This is a genomic window from Pseudomonas sp. W15Feb9B, from assembly GCF_000828175.1.
GTDB classification, from domain to species: Bacteria; Pseudomonadota; Gammaproteobacteria; order Pseudomonadales; family Pseudomonadaceae; genus Aquipseudomonas; species Aquipseudomonas parakoreensis.
Window position 1 is genome coordinate 243,437 of the sequence record NZ_JTKF01000029.1, and the last position, 22,211, is coordinate 265,647.

At 60.8% G+C, this 22,211-nt stretch carries 14 protein-coding genes and 1 pseudogene; 7 read left to right on the forward strand and 8 right to left on the reverse strand.

The window, feature by feature from the left end; all coding sequences use genetic code 11:
- Positions 1–320: 320 nt before the first annotated feature.
- From ntrC to glnA, 5 genes are all read right to left on the reverse strand, one after another.
- Positions 321–1,757, reverse strand: a complete 1,437-nt coding sequence (gene ntrC, locus OC71_RS16540) for a nitrogen regulation protein NR(I) (protein WP_007961729.1) — start codon at positions 1,755–1,757, stop codon at positions 321–323.
- Positions 1,754–2,839 (reverse strand): nitrogen regulation protein NR(II), encoded by a 1,086-nt coding sequence (glnL, locus tag OC71_RS16545; protein WP_007961730.1) that lies wholly within the window; start codon positions 2,837–2,839, stop codon positions 1,754–1,756. The genes ntrC and glnL overlap by 4 nt, the downstream gene beginning before the upstream one ends.
- 231 nt (positions 2,840–3,070) lie before the next feature.
- Positions 3,071–3,688 (reverse strand): DUF4124 domain-containing protein, encoded by a 618-nt coding sequence (locus tag OC71_RS16550; protein WP_041071431.1) that lies wholly within the window; start codon positions 3,686–3,688, stop codon positions 3,071–3,073.
- Positions 3,685–4,197, reverse strand: coding sequence for a DUF4124 domain-containing protein (locus OC71_RS16555; protein ID WP_041071434.1), 513 nt, complete (start codon positions 4,195–4,197; stop codon positions 3,685–3,687). The genes OC71_RS16550 and OC71_RS16555 overlap by 4 nt, the downstream gene beginning before the upstream one ends.
- 285 nt (positions 4,198–4,482) lie before the next feature.
- Complete coding sequence (gene glnA / locus OC71_RS16560; RefSeq protein ID WP_003220788.1) at positions 4,483–5,889, reverse strand: glutamate--ammonia ligase; 1,407 nt, start codon at positions 5,887–5,889, stop codon at positions 4,483–4,485.
- 328 nt (positions 5,890–6,217) lie between these two features.
- On the opposite strand from glnA, the gene thiI reads away from it, so the two are divergent.
- Positions 6,218–7,672 (forward strand): tRNA uracil 4-sulfurtransferase ThiI, encoded by a 1,455-nt coding sequence (gene thiI, locus OC71_RS16565; RefSeq protein ID WP_041071437.1) that lies wholly within the window; start codon positions 6,218–6,220, stop codon positions 7,670–7,672.
- A 139-nt stretch (positions 7,673–7,811) separates the two neighbouring features.
- A complete protein-coding gene (typA, locus tag OC71_RS16570; protein ID WP_007961739.1) occupies positions 7,812–9,632 on the forward strand; it encodes a translational GTPase TypA in 1,821 nt (606 codons plus the stop codon).
- 215 nt (positions 9,633–9,847) lie between these two features.
- Here the strand turns inward: typA and OC71_RS16575 are convergent, their stop codons facing one another.
- Complete coding sequence (locus OC71_RS16575) at positions 9,848–10,285, reverse strand: YkgJ family cysteine cluster protein (protein WP_007961740.1); 438 nt, start codon at positions 10,283–10,285, stop codon at positions 9,848–9,850.
- 259 nt (positions 10,286–10,544) lie between these two features.
- Here OC71_RS16575 and OC71_RS16580 point away from each other — a divergent pair, with 259 nt between their 5' ends.
- The 5 genes from OC71_RS16580 (at position 10,545) to OC71_RS16600 (ending at position 20,078) form a co-directional block, all read left to right on the forward strand.
- Positions 10,545–12,995, forward strand: a complete 2,451-nt coding sequence (locus OC71_RS16580; protein ID WP_041071440.1) for a glycogen/starch/alpha-glucan phosphorylase — start codon at positions 10,545–10,547, stop codon at positions 12,993–12,995.
- Between the two features lie 168 nt (positions 12,996–13,163).
- Entirely contained in the window at positions 13,164–16,760 is a 3,597-nt protein-coding gene (locus OC71_RS16585; protein ID WP_041071443.1) for a DUF2339 domain-containing protein, read from the forward strand.
- A complete protein-coding gene (locus tag OC71_RS16590; protein WP_041071445.1) occupies positions 16,757–18,121 on the forward strand; it encodes a DUF3999 domain-containing protein in 1,365 nt (454 codons plus the stop codon). Before OC71_RS16585 ends, OC71_RS16590 begins: the two co-directional genes overlap by 4 nt.
- A 340-nt stretch (positions 18,122–18,461) precedes the next feature.
- Positions 18,462–19,472 (forward strand): class 1 fructose-bisphosphatase, encoded by a 1,011-nt coding sequence (locus tag OC71_RS16595; RefSeq protein ID WP_007961744.1) that lies wholly within the window; start codon positions 18,462–18,464, stop codon positions 19,470–19,472.
- 3 nt (positions 19,473–19,475) lie between these two features.
- On the forward strand, positions 19,476–20,078 hold the full coding sequence (locus OC71_RS16600) for a DUF924 family protein (RefSeq protein ID WP_041071448.1): 603 nt from the start codon (positions 19,476–19,478) through the stop codon (positions 20,076–20,078).
- 107 nt (positions 20,079–20,185) lie between these two features.
- On the opposite strand, the gene OC71_RS28770 is transcribed toward OC71_RS16600, so the two are convergent.
- Together OC71_RS28770 and OC71_RS28775 are read right to left on the reverse strand one after the other, a co-directional pair.
- A complete protein-coding gene (locus OC71_RS28770; protein ID WP_371260421.1) occupies positions 20,186–20,950 on the reverse strand; it encodes a methyl-accepting chemotaxis protein in 765 nt (254 codons plus the stop codon).
- A 93-nt stretch (positions 20,951–21,043) separates the two neighbouring features.
- Positions 21,044–22,078 (reverse strand): annotated as a pseudogene (locus OC71_RS28775) (sensor histidine kinase); the annotation flags it as partial.
- Positions 22,079–22,211: the final 133 nt, after the last annotated feature.

The following is a 22,211-nucleotide window of genomic DNA, read 5'->3' on the forward strand; positions in this document are numbered from 1 at the left end:
CCCCCGAAACGGGTGGTGAATCGAATCACCTGTGAGGGATATTGCAGGCGGCGTGCCAGTTTTAGTATTTCGAAACAGAAAAAAGCTTCAGATGCGCGAAAGCCCCGTAAATCGTGGCTTTGATGCTTCTGTGTGGCTGGAGCTTTGAACCTGCTTGGTGTTTTTTTGATCAGTAACTTATGCCCAATTGCGGTTCGCCGTGCCTTGTGGCGGTGCACACAAAAAAAGATCGCAGCCTTCGGCAGCTCCTACAGGGATATGCGTTCTCTGCAGGAGTTGCCGAAGGCTGCGATCTTTTCGCGGACGATTAGAGGAGGGGCTTAACCCTCATCCCCCTCATCATCATCCCCACCGTCCACTTTCATCCCCAATTCCTTGATCTTGCGGGTCAGGGTATTACGCCCCCAGCCGAGCAATACCGCCGCATCACGCCGGCGTCCGGCCGTGTGCTTCAGCGCGGTCTCGATCATGATCCGCTCGAACGCCGGCACGGCGCTGTCGAGCAGGCTCGACTGGCCGCGGGCCAAGGCTTGATCGGCCCACTGACGCAGCGCCTGCTCCCAGTTGGTCACCGGTGCCGAATCCTGCGGCAGGCTCAGCAGTTCCGGTGGCAGGTCACTGATGTGCACTTCGCGACCGGAGGCCATCACGGTGATCCAGCGGCAGGTGTTCTCCAGCTGCCGCACGTTGCCCGGCCATGGCAGGTTCTTCAGGTATTCCTCGGTCTCGCTTTTCAGCAGCTTCGGTTCCACCGCCAGTTCTTGCGCGGCGCGGCTGAGGAAGTGTTTGGCCAGGGTCGGGATGTCTTCGCGACGGTCCGACAGGCGCGGAATGTGGATGCGGATCACGTTGAGGCGGTGGAACAAGTCCTCACGGAATTTGCCGGCGTGCACCAGGGTTTCCAGGTTCTGGTGGGTCGCGGCAATGATCCGCACATCGACCTTGACCGGCACATGCCCGCCAACGCGATAGAACTCGCCGTCGGCCAGCACCCGCAGCAAACGGGTCTGGGTATCGGCTGGCATGTCGCCGATTTCGTCGAGGAACAGCGTGCCGCCGTCCGCCTGTTCGAAACGTCCACGGCGCAGGTTGGCCGCGCCGGTAAACGCGCCTTTCTCGTGGCCGAACAGCTCGGATTCCATCAGGTCCTTGGGGATCGCCGCCATGTTCAGCGCGATGAACGGCGAGGCCGCGCGCGGGCTGTGGCGGTGCAGGGCGTGGGCCACCAGTTCTTTACCGGTACCGGATTCGCCGTTGATCAACACGGTGATGTTGGAGTGGCTCAAGCGGCCGATGGCGCGAAACACCTCCTGCATCGCCGGTGCTTCACCGATGATTTCCGGGGTGCGGGTCAGCGCGGGTACCACTTCCAGGCCTTGCTGTTCCTGCGCATGCTGATTGGCGCGCTTGACCAGCGATACCGCCTCGTCAACGTCGAACGGCTTGGGCAGGTACTCGAACGCGCCGCCCTGATAGGAGGCGACGGCGCTGTCCAGATCGGAGTGAGCGGTCATGATGATGACCGGCAACCGTGGGTGCTGTTCGCGGATGCGCGCCAGCAGATCGAGGCCACTGGCGCCCGGCATGCGGATGTCGGAAATGATCACATCAGGCTGCTGACGGGCCAGACGACTCATCACGCCATCGGCGCTGTCGAAGCTCTGCGTGGTCATGCCTTCCTGCTGCAAGGCTTTTTCCAGAACCCAACGGATAGAACGGTCGTCATCGACGATCCACACGGTTTCACTACGGCTCATGTCGATGTGGCTCCTTGTTCCAGTGGCAAAAAGATCGAGAACGTGGTGTGGCCGGGGTGGCTGTCACACTCGATCAGGCCCTGGTGCTGGCTGATGATGTTCTGGGTGATGGCCAGGCCCAGCCCGGTACCGTCCGGGCGGCCGCTGACCATGGGAAAGAAGATGGTTTCCTGGAGTTCCGCCGGGATCCCCGGGCCGTTGTCGATGATCTCGATCTTGGTCACCAGGCGATGGCGGACATGGCCGATGGTGAACTGGCGCATGGTCCGGGTGCGCAGGCTGATGCGCCCCAGACGCAGCTCGTTCTGGCTGCTGATCGCCTGCATCGCGTTGCGCACGATGTTCAGTACGGCCTGAATCATTTGTTCGCGGTCGATCAATACGTCGGGAATGCTCGGGTCGTAGTCGCGCACCAAGGTGATGCAGCCCTGGCTTTCCGCTTCGACCAGTTGGCAGACGCGCTCCAGCACTTCGTGGACGTTGCACAGCGCCAGCGATGGCAGCTTGTTCGAGCCGAGCATGCGGTCGACCAGATTACGCAGGCGGTCGGCCTCTTCAATGATCACGTTGGTGTAGTCGCGCAGACTGTCTTCCGGCAGTTCGCGGGCCAGCAATTGCGCGGCGCCACGGATGCCGCCGAGCGGATTCTTGATCTCATGGGCCAGGCCGCGCACCAGCATTTTGCTGGTTTCCTGTTTGGACAACTGCGCCTCTTCCTTGGTGATCCGCAGCAGGCGGTCACGCGGGTGCACTTCCAGCAGGAGCATGGTTGCGCCGTTGCTGAGGATCGGCGTCACCGCGTAGTCCACGGTCAGGGTCTGGCCGGTGAGGGCGGTGAGCATCGCTTCGCGCTTGGTGAACGGGTGTGCCTGTTCGACCGCCTGACGCAGCGAGTTGAGCGCTTCGGTGGACTCGGTGAACAACTCGCTGATGAACTGCCCATGGCTGCGCTGGCCGCTGATGGCCAGCAGCATCTCGGCCGCCGGGTTCATGTACTCAAGGCGCAATTCCGCGTCGAGCAGGATGGTAGCGGTGGTCAGGTTGTCGAGCAGCAAACGGTGGATTGCGTCGCTAATAGTCATCGGAGCCTCTTTTGGGGGCGGAGCGTGCGCAAGAAGCAGGCGTCGTTAAACGGAAAATGCAAAAACCAAACCAAGGCTCCGAAAAGAAGCGTTTGTCCCCTGAAACAGGCGTTTGACGCTCGCTTGCGTGGCGCTCCACACACGCCAGCGGGAAGTTTCGAACCAAAATGGGTTGCAATGTGAGTACGGTGCAGTCTTATGCACCAATATAGTGCGCAAAGCTGAACAGCGTTAGAAGAAGCGCAGGAAGGGATTTTTTTCTTCGGCGGGTTTGTCTTTCAATGGGCATTCCGGGCGCACGCCGTAGTCCTCGCTGACGCAGGGTTTGACTTGGCGTTTCTGTGCCAGCGAGATGCGCAGCATGTGGAACGGCTGGTTGGCGGTGCGTTCGACGGTGCGACCCAATTGATCAAGGATTTCCACCGACAGGTTGTGGCTGCCCCGGTCGATGTTGCTCAACGGAAACACCGGACTGAGGCTCGGCTCGCCAGTGGCCTGGCCGTCGAGCAGCAAGCGGTAGCGATGGCCCTGCTGCAAACCGGGCTCGCTGGTGACACTGACGATCATCTCGCCCGCACTGCTGCGAAGGGTCGCGTCCGGCTCGGGGATCAGGATGCGCAGCATGTCGTAGTGGAACAGCGGTTGTTCCGCGACCTTTTTCGCGGTGCTGATCGGTGCTGCAGCCGTGGGGTTGGCCGACATGCGATTGCTGGTCGCGATAGGTACGCGCTTGGCGTTGCCGCGCGGCTGATCGGTGTAGACGCGATTACCCTGCGCATCGACGTAGGTGAAGACCTCCGCCGAAACGGGCAGGGCCAACAGGCACAGGATCAGCCAGAAAATCCTCATGGCTTGTGCACCCGCTGCACGGTGAACACGACCGTTGGGCTCTGCTGGATGATCGCTTCGCCGTCGATCACCTGCACCGCGAGACGATGCTCGCCACGATCAACATTCACCAGTTGCAGGATCGGCACGTTGCTCGGCTGGCCGTAAGGCGCGTCGTCCAGCACTAGCCTCAATTGGTGCGGCGCCTGCAAACGCGGCTTGATCAATACACTGACGGTGAAGGTGCCGTTATTGGCGCGCAGCGCTTCTTCGCTGGGCAGGCCGGTCAGTTCCAGCACCTCGTAGGCACTGCGTGCCGCGGGGCGTGTGTCGGTGCTTGAAGGCGCTGGCGCGCTCGGTGCCTGTGGCTCGACGCGGTTGAGTGGCGGCAACTCGACCGGCTGCGCCTGAACACCGTCCGGCGAGTGATCGCTGTAAACCGTGTTGCCGTTGGCGTCGGTGTACTTGTAGATCTGCGCGGCGGCGGGCAGGGCGATCAGCAGCAGAATGTAGAGAAAGGTGCGACCCATGAAATCGACCGGGAAAGAAAGCGATGGGTTGCAGCATAGGCCAGGGTGCGGCGGTTGGCCCAGCCCGGGACATATCCGGAGATCATTCAGACGCCAAAATCCCCTGTGGGAGCGAGCCTGCTCGCGAATACGGTGGGTCATTGACGGGGATGGCGACTGATACGCCGCCTTCGCGAGCAGGCTCGCTCCCACCGGGGATTTGTGTAGCTTCATAAATCGTGGGCAATAAAAAGGCCTCCCGAAGGAGGCCTCTTTTGTCACGCCGCGTAGCGCAGCGCTACCGGATCAGCAGCTGTAGTACAGCTCATATTCCAGTGGGTGTACGAAGGTGCGGACCTTGATTTCTTCTTCGGATTTCAGCGCGATGTAAGCGTCGATGAAGTCGTCGGAGAATACGCCGCCCTTGGTCAGGAACGCACGGCCCTTGTCCAGCTCTTCCAGGGCTTCTTTCAGGCTGCCGCAAACTTGTGGGATCTCTTTCGCCTCTTCAGGCGGCAGGTCGTACAGGTTTTTGTCAGCGGCATCGCCTGGGTGGATCTTGTTCTGGATACCGTCCAGACCGGCCATCAGCAGTGCTGCGAAAGCCAGGTACGGGTTGGCAGCCGGATCCGGGAAGCGAGCTTCGATACGACGGCCGCGTGGGCTGTTGACGTAAGGAATACGGATCGAGGCGGAACGGTTGCGAGCCGAGTAGGCCAGCATCACCGGCGCTTCGAAACCTGGCACCAGACGCTTGTAGGAGTTGGTGGCCGGGTTGGTGAAGCCGTTCAGGGCCTTACCGTGCTTGATGATGCCGCCGATGAAGTACAGGGCGGTTTCGGACAGGCCGGCATAGCCTTCGCCAGCGAAGGTGTTCTTGCCGTCTTTGGCGATGGACATGTGTACGTGCATGCCCGAGCCGTTGTCGCCGTACAGTGGCTTCGGCATGAAGGTCGCAGTGCGGCCGTAAGCGTCGGCAACGTTGTGGACAACGTATTTCAGGGTCTGAACTTCGTCAGCTTTTTTCACCAGGGTGTTGAACTTGACACCGATTTCGTTCTGACCGGCAGTCGCCACTTCGTGGTGGTGAACTTCAACGGTCTGGCCCATCTCTTCCAGTGCGTTGCACATGGCAGTACGGATTTCGTGGTCGTGGTCGAACGGCGGAACCGGGAAGTAGCCGCCTTTGATACCAGGACGGTGGCCTTTGTTGCCGCCTTCGATGTCCTGGTCGGACATCCACGAACCTTGCTCGGAGTAGATTTTGAACATCGAGCCGGAGATGTCGGACTTGAACTTCACTTCGTCGAAGATGAAGAATTCTGGTTCTGGACCGGCGAAGACGGTGTCACCGATACCGGTGGTCTTCAGGTATTCCTCGGCGCGGTGTGCGATGGCGCGCGGGTCGCGATCGTAACCTTGCATGGTCGAAGGTTCGATGATATCGCAAACCAGGATCAGGGTCGCGTCTTCGGTGAACGGGTCGAGAACGGCAGTATCGTCGTCCGGCAGCAGGATCATGTCGGAGGCTTCGATGCCTTTCCAGCCAGCGATGGAGGAACCGTCGAACATCTTGCCGACTTCGAAGAAGTCGTCTTCCAGCGCATCGCGAGCCGGCATGGTCACGTGGTGCTGAGTGCCTTTGGTGTCCGTGAAGCGCAGATCAATCCACTTGACGTCATGATCTTTGATGAGTTGAACCGACTTCGACATAGTGTCCTCCGGGTGGCTTAGGGCTTGGTAGTGGATGCCCTTAATTTGGGTGATGCCGGCGCAGATACTCTGCCAAGGCAACCTGCCTCACAAGGGAGCAAATTGCATGCCAGTGCCCCAGCATGGGTTTTTTGCCCCAATTTCACGCTTTCAAAGCAAGAAAGCGCCATAAAGGCGAAATTATCGCCCCTTAATGTAGCGCTTCAAATCAGAAATGACCCGTTTTGGTGCAAGTGAAACCTTCTGCATATTAACTGGTTAAACCTTGAGCAATTTCCGCTATAATCCGCGCCCCCCTTTTTCGGCTGGCCCTGCGCGCGCTGTTTTCATGAAACTAATCGTAAAAGTCTTCCCCGAGATCACCATCAAAAGCCGCCCTGTCCGGATGCGTTTCATCCGCCAGCTGGCCAAGAACATCCGCGCCGTGCTCCGCGATCTGGACCCGGCCGTGGTGGTGAACGGTGTGTGGGACAATCTCGAGCTGGAAACCCGCGTTACTGACCCCAAAGCCTTGAAAGAGATGGGCGAGCGCCTCACTTGTACTCCCGGTGTCGCGCACTTTCTGCAGATCGACGAATACCCGCTGGGCGACTTCGACGACATCACCGAGAAGTGCAAACAACACTACGGCGATGTGCTGGCCGGGAAGATTTTCTCGGTGCGCTGCAAACGTGCAGGCAAGCATCCGTTCAGCTCGATGGACGTCGAAAAATACGTCGGCAGCAAGCTGCGTCGTGAGTGCGGTGCGGCCGGAATCGACCTCAAAGACCCGGAAATCGAAGTTCGCATCGAAGTTCGCGACCAACGGTTGTTTGTCATCCACAGCCAGCACAACGGCATCGGCGGTTACCCGCTCGGCGCCCTGGAGCAGACGCTGATATTGATGTCCGGCGGCTTTGACTCGACGGTTGCTGCGTACCAGATCATGCGCCGCGGCCTGATGGCGCATTTCTGCTTCTTCAATCTCGGCGGGCGTGCCCACGAATTGGGCGTGATGGAAGTCGCGCATTTCATCTGGAAGAAGTACGGCAGCTCGCAACGCGTGCTATTTGTCAGTGTTCCGTTCGAAGAAGTGTTGGGCGAAATTCTCGGCAAAGTCGATAACAGTCATATGGGCGTCGTATTGAAGCGTATGATGTTGCGCGCATCGTCGGCCATCGCTGACCGGCTGCACATCGACGCGCTGGTCACCGGCGAAGCGATTTCCCAGGTATCGAGCCAGACGCTGCCGAACCTGTCGGTGATCGACTGCGTGACCGACAAACTGGTCCTGCGCCCACTGATCGTTGCGCACAAGCAGGACATCATCGACACGGCCAACGAGATCGGCACCGCCGATTTCGCCCGGCACATGCCGGAGTACTGCGGGGTCATCTCGGTCAATCCGAAGACCGCCGCCAAGCGCCACCGTGTTGAGCACGAAGAGAAAGAATTCGACATGGCGGTTCTCGAGCGTGCGCTCGAAAACGCCAAACTGGTGCCGATCGATCGAGTGATCGACGAATTGGGCCAGGACTTGCAGATCGAAGAAGTCGGCGAAGCGCTGGCCGGTCAGATCGTCATCGACATCCGTCACCCGGATGCGGCCGAGGATGACCCGCTGGAACTCGCCGGCATAGAAGTACAGACGATGCCGTTCTATGCAGTGAACGCTCGTTTCAAGGAGCTGGATCCGACTCGCCAGTACCTGCTGTATTGCGACAAAGGCGTGATGAGTCGCCTGCATGCTCACCATTTGCTCAGTGAGGGGCATGCCAATGTGCGCGTTTATCGACCGAGCTAAGTGCCCGGGGCTGTTTGCCTGTGGCCTGCGTCACCGGCCCCCCGACACCGCCGTCAAGCTGTAACGGCCATGCCGGACACTACTGTTAATCGCTGCCAAGACTTGTCAGCAAACCGAATCCTCTGATCGAGATACACAAGTGATCGAAAATCTACGTAACATCGCCATCATTGCCCACGTTGACCATGGTAAGACCACCCTGGTAGACAAACTCCTGCGTCAATCCGGCACCCTGGAGCGCAACGAGCTCAACGACGAGCGCGTGATGGACTCCAACGACCAGGAAAAAGAGCGCGGTATTACCATCCTGGCGAAAAACACCGCCATCAACTGGAACGGCTACCACATCAACATCGTGGACACCCCGGGCCACGCCGACTTCGGCGGCGAAGTAGAACGCGTAATGTCGATGGTTGACTCCGTTCTGCTGCTGGTTGACGCTCAAGACGGCCCTATGCCGCAAACCCGTTTCGTGACCAAGAAGGCGTTCGAAGCCGGCCTGCGTCCAATCGTGGTCATCAACAAGGTTGACCGTCCAGGCGCGCGTCCGGACTGGGTTCTGGATCAGATCTTCGACCTGTTCGACAACCTCGGTGCGACCGAAGAACAACTGGACTTCCAGGTTGTTTACGCTTCGGCCCTGAACGGCATCGCCGGTCTGGACCACACCGCCATGGGCGAAGACATGACTGCGCTGTACCAGGCAGTGGTCGACCACGTTCCGCCTCCGGCCGTTGACCGTGACGGTCCGTTCCAGATGCAGATCTCCGCTCTGGACTACAACAGCTTCCTGGGTGTTATCGGTGTTGGCCGTATCGCTCGTGGTCGCGTCAAGCCGAACACCCCGGTTGTCGCGATCAGCGCCGACGGCAAGCGCCGCAACGGTCGTATCCTGAAGCTGATGGGTCACCACGGCCTGCACCGCATTGACGTTGAAGAAGCAGCAGCCGGCGACATCGTCTGCATCAGCGGCTTCGACGAGCTGTTCATCTCCGACACCCTGTGCGACATCAACACCGTCGAGGCGATGAAGCCGCTGACCGTTGACGAGCCAACCGTTTCCATGACCTTCCAGGTAAACGACTCGCCATTCTGCGGTAAAGAAGGCAAGTTCGTGACCTCCCGTAACATCAAGGATCGTCTGGACAAAGAGCTGCTGTACAACGTTGCACTGCGCGTTGAAGAAGGCGACTCGGCTGACAAGTTCAAGGTTTCCGGCCGTGGTGAGCTGCACCTCTCGGTACTGATCGAAACCATGCGTCGCGAAGGCTTCGAGCTGGCCCTGGGCCGTCCTGAAGTGATCATCCGTGAAGTTGACGGCGTGAAGCAGGAACCGTTCGAAAACGTCACCATCGACATCCCTGAAGAATCGCAGGGCAAGGTCATGGAAGAGATGGGTCTGCGTAAAGGCGACCTGAGCAACATGGTGCCGGATGGCAAGGGCCGTGTTCGTCTGGAATACAACATCCCTGCTCGCGGTCTGATCGGTTTCCGTAACCAGTTCCTGACCCTGACCAACGGCGCTGGCATCCTGACCTCGATCTTCGACCGTTACGCGCCAGTGAAGTCGGGCCACATGTCCGGCCGTCAGAACGGCGTTCTGGTTTCGGTTGAAACCGGCAAGGCACTGACCTACTCGCTGGAAACCCTGCAGGCTCGTGGCAAGCTGTTCGTAGAACACGGCCAAGAGATCTACAACGGTCAGATCGTTGGTCAGAACAGCCGCGACAACGACCTGGGTGTGAACCCTACCAAAGGCAAGAAGCTCGACAACATGCGCGCTTCGGGTAAAGACGAAACCATCGCTCTGGTACCACCTGTTCGCTTCACTCTGGAACAGGCTCTGGAATACATCCAGGAAGACGAGCTGTGCGAAGTCACTCCTAAGTCCATCCGTCTTCGCAAGAAGATCCTGGACGAAAGCGAGCGTACCCGCGCTGCCAAGAAAGCCAAGGCGTAATTCAGCCCGAGCTTGAAAAAACGCCCCCGGTCGCGAGACCGGGGGCGTTTTTGTTTGTCCGGGATTTGTTCGGGGTTTGTGCTGGCCTCATCGCTGGCAAGCCAGCTCCCACAGGGTTTTGCGTCGCACATGAATCTTGTGTACGACAACAATCAATGTGGGAGCTGGCTTGCCAGCGATGGCGGCCGGACAGGCGCCGAAAATATCAGGAAGGGTCAGAACTTCTCGATCGACCGCGAATTCTGCACCCGCTCGACTTCTTTCGGCTTGTACGCGCAATACCCTGGCCGCGGGCCGATTTTCGGGTGGTTGCGGCAGGTGTCCGGGCGCTTGTCATAAATGGTGCACAGGCGGCTCTTACGATCCAGGTAGTAGCAATCGTTGTTGCTCATGCGCTGCAGGGTGAAGATCCCCGATTTCTGGTTGAAGCGCTCGACCAGCCCTTCCTTTTGCAGGCGCTTGGCGATGTTCTTCGGCGGATCGCCCAGCTCGAACTCGTCGACCACGCCGATGCGTACCAGGTCCTTGATCTTGACCTCGACCGGCAGGGTGCAGCAGCTGGAGACACAAGAGCCGCACATCGGGGCCGAATATTTGGCCCACGTATCGAGGCGGTCGATCTCGGCGGCGGCAATCAGGTTGGGCTTCATCATCGGGGGTTACCAGGCGTGTGTGCATCAGGGCGCGCGATCATACCGGGACTGGTGGATTTTTGAACAACCTTTCGCCAGATTTTTGCAAACGCCGTGTAAATGCCATTCAGTCCGGCACGGCCCCTGCATTCATTAGCCCACTCGCCAAGGTAATGCCGGGCTATCTCACCGTCTTCGGAAAAACTGCCGAACCTGCGCCTCTACCGTCGGTCAGACCGTCTAGGCTCAGACAATTCCCCGCTCGCTCGAGGTCCTATCGATGACTCAAGAACCACTAGTTCGCGAAGCAGAGGTGGCCGCATTCCGCGATGCCGTCCTGACCAAGCTCACCTATGCGGTGGGCAAAGACCCGGATCACGCCTTTGACCATGACTGGTTCGAAGCCATTGCTCTGGCGGCACGCGACCACATGGTCGAACACTGGATGGACCACACCCGGCAGATCTACCGCAAAGGCCAGAAGCGAGTGTATTACCTCTCGCTGGAATTTCTCATCGGTCGTTTGCTCTACGACAGCCTGAGCAATCTCGGCCTGCTCGACGTCGCGCGTGAAGCGCTGACTGAACTGGGTGTCGATCTGGAACGCATTCGTCTGCTGGAACCCGATGCGGCGCTCGGCAACGGTGGTCTCGGGCGTCTGGCGGCGTGCTTCATGGAAAGCATGTCGACCCTCGGCATTGCCGGGCACGGGTACGGCATTCGTTATGAGCACGGGTTGTTCCGCCAAGCCATCGTCGATGGCTGGCAGCAGGAGCAGACCGAACACTGGCTGGATTTCGGCAACCCGTGGGAATTCGAGCGTCCGGAAGTGGTGTACACCATCGGCTTCGGCGGCAGCGTCGAAACCGTCACCGATGCCAGTGGCAAGACCAAACAGGTCTGGTCGCCGGCAGAAACCGTACGGGCGATTGCCTACGACACGCCGGTGGTCGGCTGGCGTGGGGCGAGCGTCAACACCTTGCGCCTGTGGCGTGCCCGCGCCATGGAAGACTTGCACCTTGAGCGCTTCAACGCCGGTGACCACTTGGGCGCGGTGGCTGAGGTAGCCCGCGCCGAAAGTATTTCCCGGGTGCTTTACCCGGCGGACAGCACCGAAGCGGGGCAGGAGCTGCGCCTGCGTCAGGAATATTTCTTCGTCGCGGCTTCGCTGCAGGATTTGCTGCGTCGCCATCGCAACATGCACACCTCGGTGCTGACCCTGGGCGATCACGCGGCGATCCAGCTCAACGACACCCACCCCTCGATTGCCGTTGCTGAATTGATGCGGCAACTGGTCGACGTCTACGACGTGGCCTGGGATGCGGCGTGGCAAGTCACCGTCGACACGCTGTCGTACACCAACCACACGCTGTTACCCGAGGCACTGGAGACCTGGCCGGTCGGCCTGATGGAGCGCATGCTGCCGCGGCACATGCAGATCATTTACCTGATCAACGCGCAGCACATCGACTCGCTGCGCGCCAAGGGCATTCATGATTTCGACGTGCTGCGCGCGGTGTCGCTGATCGAAGAAGACAACGGTCGTCGGGTGCGCATGGGCAACCTCGCGTTCCTCGGTTCGCACAGCGTCAACGGCGTTTCCGGGCTGCACACGCAATTGATGCGCAAGACCGTGTTCGCCGAACTGCACAAGCTCTACCCGGAGCGGATCAACAACAAAACCAACGGCATCACTTTCCGCCGCTGGTTGTTCCAGGCCAACTCCGAACTGACCTCGATGCTGGTCGACTCCCTCGGCCCGCAGGTGCTGGATAACCCGGAAGAGCGCTTGCTCGATCTGGAACCGTTCGCCGAGCAACCCGCCTTCCGCAAAGCCTTCGCCGAACAGCGCCTGCACAGCAAAAAGGCCCTGGCCTATCTGATTCACGAGCGGCTGGGGATCGCGGTCAATCCGGCGGCGATGTTCGACGTGCAGGTCAAACGGATCCACGAATACAAGCGCCAGTTGCTCAACCTGATGCACACGGTGGCGCTGTATCAGGCGATTCGTGCCGAGCCGGAAGTCGACTGGGTACCTCGGGTGAAAATCTTCGCCGGTAAAGCAGCGGCGAGTTATCACCAGGCCAAACTGATCATCAAGCTGACCAACGACATCGCCCGTGTAGTGAACAACGACCCGACCGTGCGTGGTTTGCTGAAGGTGGTGTTTCTGCCCAACTACAACGTCAGCCTCGCCGAGAGCATCATTCCGGCGGCGGACTTGTCCGAGCAGATTTCCACGGCCGGCTTCGAAGCGTCGGGCACCAGTAACATGAAGTTCGGTCTCAACGGCGCACTGACCATCGGCACCCTCGACGGTGCCAACGTAGAAATGTGCGAGCGCATCGGCGCCGAGCACATGTTCATCTTCGGCCTCAGCGCGCAGCAGGTTGAAGCGCGCAAACAGAACCACGAGTTCAGCGCCGCGCCGGACATCGCCGCGTCGCATCGTTTGAGCGACGTGCTGCAAGCGATCCGCAGTGGCGTGTTCTCGCCGGATGACACGTCGCGCTATACCGGGCTGATTGATTCGCTGGTGGACTACGACCGCTTCCTGGTCTGCGCCGACTTCGATTCCTACTGGGAAGCACAGAAACGCGTCGATGCGCACTGGCACGACGCCAACAACTGGTGGCGTTCGGCAGTGCTCAACACGGCGCGGATGGGCTGGTTTTCCTCTGACCGGACCATTCGTGAGTACGCCACGGATATCTGGAAGGCACTGGAGTAACTTTTCGCTGGGCTCGATATAATCGGCGCGCCGGAAAAGATCGCAGCCTTCGGCAGCTCCTACACAGGTGTTCACATAACCCTGTAGGAGCTGCCGAAGGCTGCGATCTTTTTGGATCAGGCTGCGCTAATCTTCCCGGATTGGCCTTTGCGCTTAGGGATATCGACCATGCAATGGATGTTCATGTTGATCGGGCTGCTGCTCGGCTGGCTGCTTGATGAGTCGTTCAGTGCCGCGCTATTGGGGGCGCTGCTCGGGCTGGCGATCGGGCAAACGCTGCGCCTTGCCCGGCTTGGCTCGCAGGCCACCGAACAACAGCGCCAACTGGAGCAGGCCAAAGTCGCCTTGCAGGCTGTCGAGCAGCGTCTGTTCCTGCTTGAAGGTGCCGGCGTGCGCACTACGCCGCCGAGCATGGCGCCGACGCCGGACGCTGCCGTCGACCCCGTCATCGTTGCCGAACAAGCATCCGCCGCCACCCCTGAGCTGGTCTGGGAACTGCCGCCGGAACTCGAACCTATCTCTGCCGTTGCCAGCGAAACCAGCCAGCCGCTGCCGGCCGATGTCTGGCGTCTGGACGCCGTCACCGACGAGCCCGCAGTCCCCACACAACCGGCCGAACCCCGTGGCCCGAACCTGATCGAGCGCGGCATCCGTGCTGCGCGCAACTGGCTGTTCGGCGGCAACACGGTGTTGCGGGTCGGCGTGGTGCTGTTGTTTTTCGGTCTGGCGTTCCTGCTGCGCTATGCCACTGAAGGCATGGTGGTGCCGATCGAATTGCGTTATGCCGGCGTTGCGGCGGCGGCGTTGGCCCTGCTGGCGTTGGGCTGGTGGTTGCGTCGGCGCAACAGCAGCTATGCGCTGATACTGCAGGGCACCGGGATCGCGGTGCTGTACCTGACGGTGTTTGCGGCGATGCGTCTGCATCCGTTGCTCGATCCGTCCGCCGCGCTGGGGTTGCTGGTGGCGGTCACGGTGTTTTCGGCCATTCTCTCCATCACCCAAGATGCGCTGGGATTGGCAGCGGCTGCAGCATTGGGCGGTTTCGCCGCGCCGATCCTGACCTCGACCGGTGCCGGCAACCACGTCGCGCTGTTCAGCTATTTCGCCTTGCTCAATGCCGGCATTCTCGCCATCGCCTGGTTCAAGGCCTGGCGCCTGCTCAACCTGATCGGATTCGTTGGCACGTTCGGCATCGGTTTCGCCTGGGGGCTGCGATGGTATGCGCCCGAGTTGCTGTGGAGCACCGAACCGTTCCTGATTCTGTTCTTCCTGATGTACCTGGCCATCGGCCTGTTGTTTGCCCGGCGCAAGTTGCTCGACATGCCCGATGCACCGGCAGACGGCGATCGCGAAGCACTGTTGCACTGGTCGGCGCGCAAGGGCGACTACGTCGACGGCACAATGCTGTTCGGGCCGCCGCTCGTGGGCTTCGGTTTGCAGTTTGCGCTGGTGCAGCACCTGGAGTTCGCCGCTGCGTTCAGTGCTCTCGCACTGGGCGTGATCTACATGGGCCTGGCCCGGTTACTGATGGGTGGTCGCGCCTTGTTATTGGGTGAAACCTGTCTGGCGCTGGGGGTGATTTTCGCCAGTCTGGCGATCCCGCTAGGCCTCGATGCACGCTGGACCTCAGCAGCGTGGGCAGTGGAGGGCGCGGGGATTTTCTGGCTCGGTCTGCGTCAGCAGCGGCCGTTCGCCCGAGCGTTTGCCCTGTTGCTGCAACTGGGTTCGGCGCTGGCGTTCCTCAGTCAGTTGCGGGTCGGCGAAAGCAGTCTGCTCGACGGCGCACCGTTGGGGGCGTTGATGCTTGGCCTCGCGCTGCTGTTCAGTTTCTATCAATTGCGCAAAGCCTCGGCGGAGCAGGCTTCGCTGTGGGAGCGCCAGGGTTTGCCGGTGCTGGCGGCGCTGGGCCTGACCTTCCTGTATTTGCTGGCGCCGTTGTTTTTCTTTGTTCAGGCGACAGCGATCAGTTGGGCTTTGGCCGGATTGGTGACCTTGTTTGTCGGCCTGCGCCTGCAATCGCGTACGTTCCTGTTCACCGCGTTCGCCGTGCAGTTGCTCGGCGGTGCGCTGTTCCTTTTGCGTCTGCAAGGCGCGGGCGAGGATTCGGCGGCGGTGTTCAGCGCCGGGTGGAGCGGGTTGCTCAGCGCATCGCTGATCGGTCTGGCGTTGATCGCCGGGATGTTGCTGGCGGCACGGGACGAGATGGTGCGCGGTGATGTGCGGCTGCTGCGCGGCTTGTCGGTGGTGTTGCTGGCGGGGTTGGTGCTGATCAACCTGGCGGTGCTGTTCGTGCTGCCGTGGCAAACCGCGAGTGCGGTGTGGGCGGCCAGCGGCTTGCTGATCATCTGGTTGAGCCTGTACCTCAAGCAGCGCGTGAGTTTTGTCTTCGGCCTGTTATTGCAGTTGATCGGCGGCGCGGCGTTCTTGTTGGCCGGCCCCGAGTTGCTCGGGCCGCTGGCCAGCGAAGGATTGCGGCCGCTGGCCCATGGCAGCTTCTGGACGCCACTGGTATTGGGGCTGGCCGCGCTGGTCGGTGCCTGGCGTTTGCAACTGGGCAATCATGCCTCGGCGTTCGATGCGCTGAGCTTGCAGCGCCTGTCCGAAGTGCTGCTGGTGTGGGGCGCCGGTTGGTGGGCGTTGGCGTGGGTCAGTGAGGTGCTGCGTTTTGCACCGTTGAATGTGCAGGCGCCGCTGTTGCTGCTGGTCGCCGCGCTAAGCGTGGCGTTGTGGACGCTGTTGGCGCTGCGCCTGAAATGGCCGGCGCTGGGCCTGCTCTGCACCTTGCTGATCCCGGCGGCGGGGCTGGTGCTGCTGGCGGCGTGGCATTCGCGTTATCACCCGGCGGCGAATGTCGGCTGGCTGGCGTGGGTGCTGGTGTTCGTCGTGCACTTCTTCAGCTTGCGGCGTCTGGCGCCGATGTTGCCGGCACGGGCCTTGAGCACGGCGCATGTGCTGGGTTGCTGGCTGCTGATCGGCGTACTGGCGCTGGAATTGCGCTACGGCTTGCTGCTGTTGTCCGAGCAATACAACGCCTGGCGCTGGCTCGGCTGGGCGGTCCTGCCGAGCCTGTATCTGTTGCTGGCGGCGGCTCCACGCAACTGGCCTTGGCCGGTGGCCGCGTTCCCGCGCGAATATCGTTTGTATGCCGCTGCGCCGTTGGCAGTGCTGATGCTGGCGTGGTTCTGGCTGGCCAACGGCTTCAGCGACGGCAATGCCGAACCGCTGCCGTACGTACCGCTGATCAACCCGCTGGAATTGGGCCTGCTGTTCGCCTTGTTCGGGGTGTACGTTTGGTCGCGTCATGCGGTTACGCAGTTTGCCCTGCGCAAGGATTACGCCGAGTACGCCACACAACTGGTCGCCGGGGTTTCGCTGTTCGCTTTCTGCACCGCGCTGGTGACCCGCGCTGCGCACCATTGGGCGGGGATCCCGTTCGAGCTGGATCTTTTGCTTGAGTCGATGCTGGTGCAGGCCGGGTTGTCCATCGTCTGGACCCTGATGGCGCTGGGTCTGATGATCGGCGGACATCTGCGCCATCGTCGCGAAGTGTGGCTGATCGGCGCGGCGCTGATTGCGCTGGTGGTGGCCAAACTGATTTTTGTCGAATTGAGCAACCGTGGCGGCCTCGCCCGGATCGTCTCGTTTATCGGCGTCGGCGTGTTGCTGCTGGTGGTGGGCTACTTTGCACCGCTGCCACCGAAACGTGTCGAAGCCGAACCGGTGGCGGACAAACCCGTGCCGGATACCGAAGGAGTTTCATCTTGAGTCGCATGCTGAATCTGGGGTGGTTGGCGTTGGGCGTGGTGATGGTTGCCGGCGCGCAGGAAAAACCGGCGGACTTCGCCACGCAGGTGCCGCTGACGGTGAGCGGCAACGGCCCTTGGTATCGCCTCGATCTGCCGCTGAGCGCGCAATTGCAGGCACGCCAGACCGATCTCAGCGACCTGCGCGTATTCAACGCTGCTGGCGAGCCGCAGGCCTACGCCCTGGCCCGGGAATCGGCGCAGACCCGCGACGACGGGCAGTTGCATGAGGTGAAGTGGTTCCCGCTGTACAACGCCGCCGACGCCAGCGAGCGCGCGCCGAACGTACGCGTGCAATCGACCACCACCGGCACACTGGTGGAAGTGCAGCCGTCGACGCAACTGGAGGCCGGCGAAGAGGTGCTGCGCGGCTGGCTGCTCGATGCCAGCGCGATCAAGGCGCCGCTGCAGCAACTGATCCTCGACTGGACCAGCGAACGCGACGGTTTCCAGCGCTTCAGCATCGAGGCCAGTGATGACTTGCAGCATTGGCAGGCGTGGGGCGAAGGGCAGGTCGCGCGCCTGACGTTCTCCGACGAGCGCATCGAACAGCATGAGGTGACGCTGCCGGGGCAATCGGCGCGCTATCTGCGTCTGCTGTGGGAGGCGTCCACCTCGGCACCCATCCTCACTGCAGTGCAATTGAAAAGCAGCGATCCACGCAACGTGCCGCTGCCGTTGGTCTGGTCGCAAGCGTTGACGGGCAGCAGCACCCAATCCGGCGAGTACACCTGGCAGTTGCCGATGGGGTTGAATGTCGAGCGGGTGCAGGTCGAGTTGAAACAACCGAACAGTCTGGCGCCGGTCACCCTCGCGGGTCGCCGCGAAAGCAGCCTGCCGTGGCAGCCCCTGAGCAACGGTTTGCTGTATCGCCTGACCCAGAACGGTCAGGACGTGGTGCAGAACGAATTGCAGTTGTACGGGCAAACCGTGCAGCAATTGAAACTGAGCGTGGATGAGCGCGGCGGTGGTCTGGGCGAGCAGGCACCGAGCCTGAAATACGCGGTGCGGGCGACGCAGGTAATTTTCCTCGCGCGCGGTGACGGACCTTACAGCCTGGCGCTGGGCAATCCGACGGTGAAAACCGCGAATCTGCCGCTGAGCACGCTGATTCCGGATTTCAAACCGCAGAAGCTCGCGACGCTGGGCAAGGCGACGGTGCAGGGCGACGTGATCCCCACGCCGACCGCCCCGGCCACTACAGCGGCGGTGGCCGAAACCAACTGGAAGAAAATCGGCTTGTGGGCGGTGTTGCTGGTGAGTGTGGTGTTCCTCGGGGTGATGGCGGCGAGTCTGTTGCGCAAGCCACCGACCCGTTCCTGAGAGCGGCTGGCGCTGTGCGCCAATCGCTGGCAAGCCAGCTCCCACAGGTTATTTGGTGTACACAAAACAGGTGAACGACCGAAATCCTGGTGGGAGCTGGCTTGCCAGCGATGACGGCCGATCAATCAACAAAAATTCTCAAACTGTCGCTATCAACCCAGCCACCATCCGTCCCGAACCGGACTACGCTCAATCCGGTGCCTGAACTCTCTCGACCCGATCACGTCTGATACAAGCAATTGCGCCCCAACGCACGTTACCGGGCGTCTTCGCTCGCTAGGTTTTCAGACTCCCTGTAAACTGCGCGGGTTTTTAGCCCCCCATTCCACCGGAGCCGTCCATGTCCCGCGTTACCCTGAGTCGCTATTTGATTGAGCAGACCCGCAGCAATAACACTCCTGCCGATCTGCGCTTCCTGATCGAAGTGGTGGCGCGTGCCTGCAAAGAGATCAGCCACGCCGTGTCCAAAGGCGCCCTGGGCGGTGTTCTGGGCAGCATGGGCACTGAAAACGTCCAAGGCGAAGTGCAGAAGAAACTCGACGTGCTGTCGAACGAGATCCTGCTCGAAGCCAACGAATGGGGCGGTCACCTGGCCGGCATGGCGTCCGAAGAAATGGACAATGCCTACCAGATCCCCGGCAAATACCCGAAAGGCGCTTACCTGCTGGTCTTCGACCCACTGGACGGCTCGTCGAACATCGACATCAACGCCCCGGTTGGCACCATCTTCTCGGTACTGCGCTGCCCGAACGAATACCTGAGCCAGAACGAGCCGCTGAACGAAAAAGCCTTTCTGCAGCCAGGCACCCAGCAGGTTGCTGCCGGTTACGCGATCTACGGCCCGCAGACCATGCTGGTACTGACCCTGGGCGACGGCGTCAAAGGCTTCACCCTCGACCGCGAAATGGGCAGCTTCGTGCTGACCCACGAAGACATCACCATTCCTGAAACCACCCAGGAATTCGCGATCAACATGTCCAACCAGCGCCACTGGGAAGCCCCGGTACAACGCTACGTCAGCGAACTGCTGGCCGGTGAAGAAGGCCCGCTGAAGAAGAACTACAACATGCGCTGGGTCGCCGCGATGGTGGCCGATGTGCACCGCATCCTGACCCGTGGCGGTCTGTTCATGTACCCACGCGACAGCCGTGAGCCATCCAAACCGGGCAAACTGCGTCTGATGTACGAAGCCAACCCGATGTCGTTCCTGGTGGAACAGGCCGGCGGCGCGTCCACCGACGGTCACCAGCGCATCCTCGACATTCAGCCGGAAGGCCTGCACCAGCGCGTAGCGGTGTTCCTCGGCTCGAAAGAAGAAGTCGCCCGCGCCACGGCTTACCACAAGGAATAAACCATGACTGCGCCCTGGCAGCCGTTGCTCGATTGGTGGTTCGGACATGCCGAATCACCGGACGAGATTGCGGCTGACAAGGGCAAGTTGTGGTTCGGCAAGAAAGACAGTCAAGACCTCGAAGCGCGTGAGCGTTTCGGGGTCTTTGTCGATCAGGCCCTCGCTGGCGAATTGGCCGAGTGGACGCAACTTCCCGAAGGTTGGCTGGCGCTGGTGCTGCTGCTTGATCAACTGCCGCGCATGATCTTTCGCGACACGCCCAAAGCATTCTCGGGTGATCTGCGTGCGCAGAAACTTGTCGCGCAGGGCATTGCGGCGGACTTCGACCGGCAACTGAAGCCGATTCAGCGGGTATTCATTTATCTGGTGTTCGAACACTGCGAAAACCTCGCGGTGCAGAACGAAGCCGTTTCGCGTTTTATCGATCTGGTAGCTGAACAGCCGGAAGCCGAGCGGGCGGTGTTTGCCGATAACCTGGACTATGCCGAGCGGCATCAGAAGGTGATTGCACGGTTTGGCCGGTTTCCGCATCGCAATGCGGTGTTGGGGCGGGAGTCGACGGCTGAGGAGTTGGTGTTTCTTTCTGAGCCAGGTTCCAGGTTCTAAATCTTCACTGCGGCTGAATCCCGCTTCGCGAGCAGGCTCGCTCCCACAGTTGAAATGCATTCCAATGTGGGAGCGAGCCTGCTCGCGAAGGGGTCAGTGGCAGCGCTTTAAATGCGGAAGCTGCCGACCAATTGCTTGAGACGCGCTGCCTGCTGCTCCAGATCCGAGCAAGCACGCAAGGTTGCCTGCAAGTTCTCGACACCTTCCTGATTCAGCGTGTTGATCTCGTTGATGTCGACGTTGATCGACTCGACCACAGCGGTCTGCTCCTCTGTCGCGGTAGCCACCGACTGGTTCATCCCGTCGATCTCGCCGATGCGCTGGGTCACGCTGCCCAGGCGTTCGCCGGCCTGGTTGGCGATGCCGACGCTGCTTTCGCTCTCGCGCTGGCTCTCGGTCATGATGCTCACGGCCTGACGTGCGCCGACTTGCAGTTCTTCGATCATCTTTTGCACTTGCTGCGCCGAGTCCTGGGTGCGGTGTGCGAGGTTGCGCACTTCGTCAGCGACCACGGCGAAACCTCGGCCAGCCTCACCGGCGCGGGCCGCTTCGATGGCGGCGTTGAGTGCCAGCAGGTTGGTCTGCTGCGAGATGCTGGTGATCACTTCCAGAATCTGGCCGATGTTCACCGTGTTGCTATTGAGGGTTTCGATGTTGCCGCAGGAGTCGCTGATTTTTGCCGACAACTGCTGCATCGCGTGAATGGTTTTATCCACAACCTGCTGGCCGTCGACCGCCAGGCTGCGCGCATCGCTGGAGTGCTGCGAGGCGAGGGCGGCGTTCTGGGCGATTTCCTGGGCGGCAGCGCCGAGCTGGTTGATCGCCGCGGCCACGCTGTTGGTGCGACTGGCCTGCTGGTCGGAGTTGTACATCGACGAGTTCGAGGCCGCGACCACACGCAAGGCGACTTCGTTGACTTGCCCGGTGGCCGACGACACTTCGCGGATTGAGGTATGAATACGCTCGACGAAGCGGTTGAACGACAGACCCAGCGCGCCGAACTCGTCGTGGCCGTGGATCACCAGACGCTTGGTCAGGTCGCCTTCGCCTTCGGCGATGTCATGCATGGCGCGACCCATGGTCAGCAGCGGTTGCATCAGCACGCGGATCAGCATGCCGAGCAGGGCGATGATGATCACCACGGCGATCACCATGGCGATCAGCGCCGAGGTGCGGAATTCGCTGAGCATCGAGAACGCGGTGTCCTTGTCCAGCACCAGCGCCACGTACCAGTCAGCTGATGGCACGCCGTTGACGCGGGTGAACGAAATCAGTTGGGTCTTGCCGTCGAATTCGACTTCTTTCAGGCCCGGGCTGACTTTCGGCGCACCGTTCGGATAAGCCTCGGCAAGGGTTTTCAGCACCAGTTTGCTGTCCGGGTGAATCAGGATCTTGCCATCGGCGCTGACGATGAACGCATGGCCGTGGCCACCGAAGTTGAGCGAGTTGATGATCGCGCTGACGCTGGTCAGGTCGATATCCGCGCCGGCCACACCGATCATCTGGCCTTGACGCTGCACCGGGGTGGCGACGGTGATCACCAGTTTGCCCGACGAAGCGGCGATGTAGGGTTCGGTGACGATGGTCTGCTGCGCACTGTTGGCGGCCTTGTACCAGCCACGGGCGCGCGGGTCGTAATCCGGTGCACGGTTACCGGCGGGTACCGAGAACATTACGCCGTCAGCGCCGCCGAAATAGCTGAGCTGGAAATTGCCGGTGTAGGCGGGCAGGTCGATGATGCGCTTGAGGCTGGCCGGCGCGCTGCCGTCGGCGGCGACCTGCTGCGACAGCGATTGCAGCAACTGGATGCGGCTTTCCAGCCAGGTCTGGATGTTGCTGGTCGTCAGACTCCCCAGCTCCTGCATCGAGGCTTCTGTGCTGCTGCTCAGGGCTTCGCGTTGTCGATAGTCGTTGAACAAAATGAAACAGGCGAACGCAACGGCCACCACGAGGGCGGCAGCCAACAAGATCTTGTGGCTGAATTTCATGTTTCTGGTCATCGAATGAACTACCGCGAAGGGGCTGGTCGAGAAAGGGCGGCAATTTGCCACACTCGGGGGCTTTGCGCTGCTCTTATTTCGACCGCTGTGCGCCAAAGATTAGGCGTCTTTGGTGAAATGCGACGAAATGCTC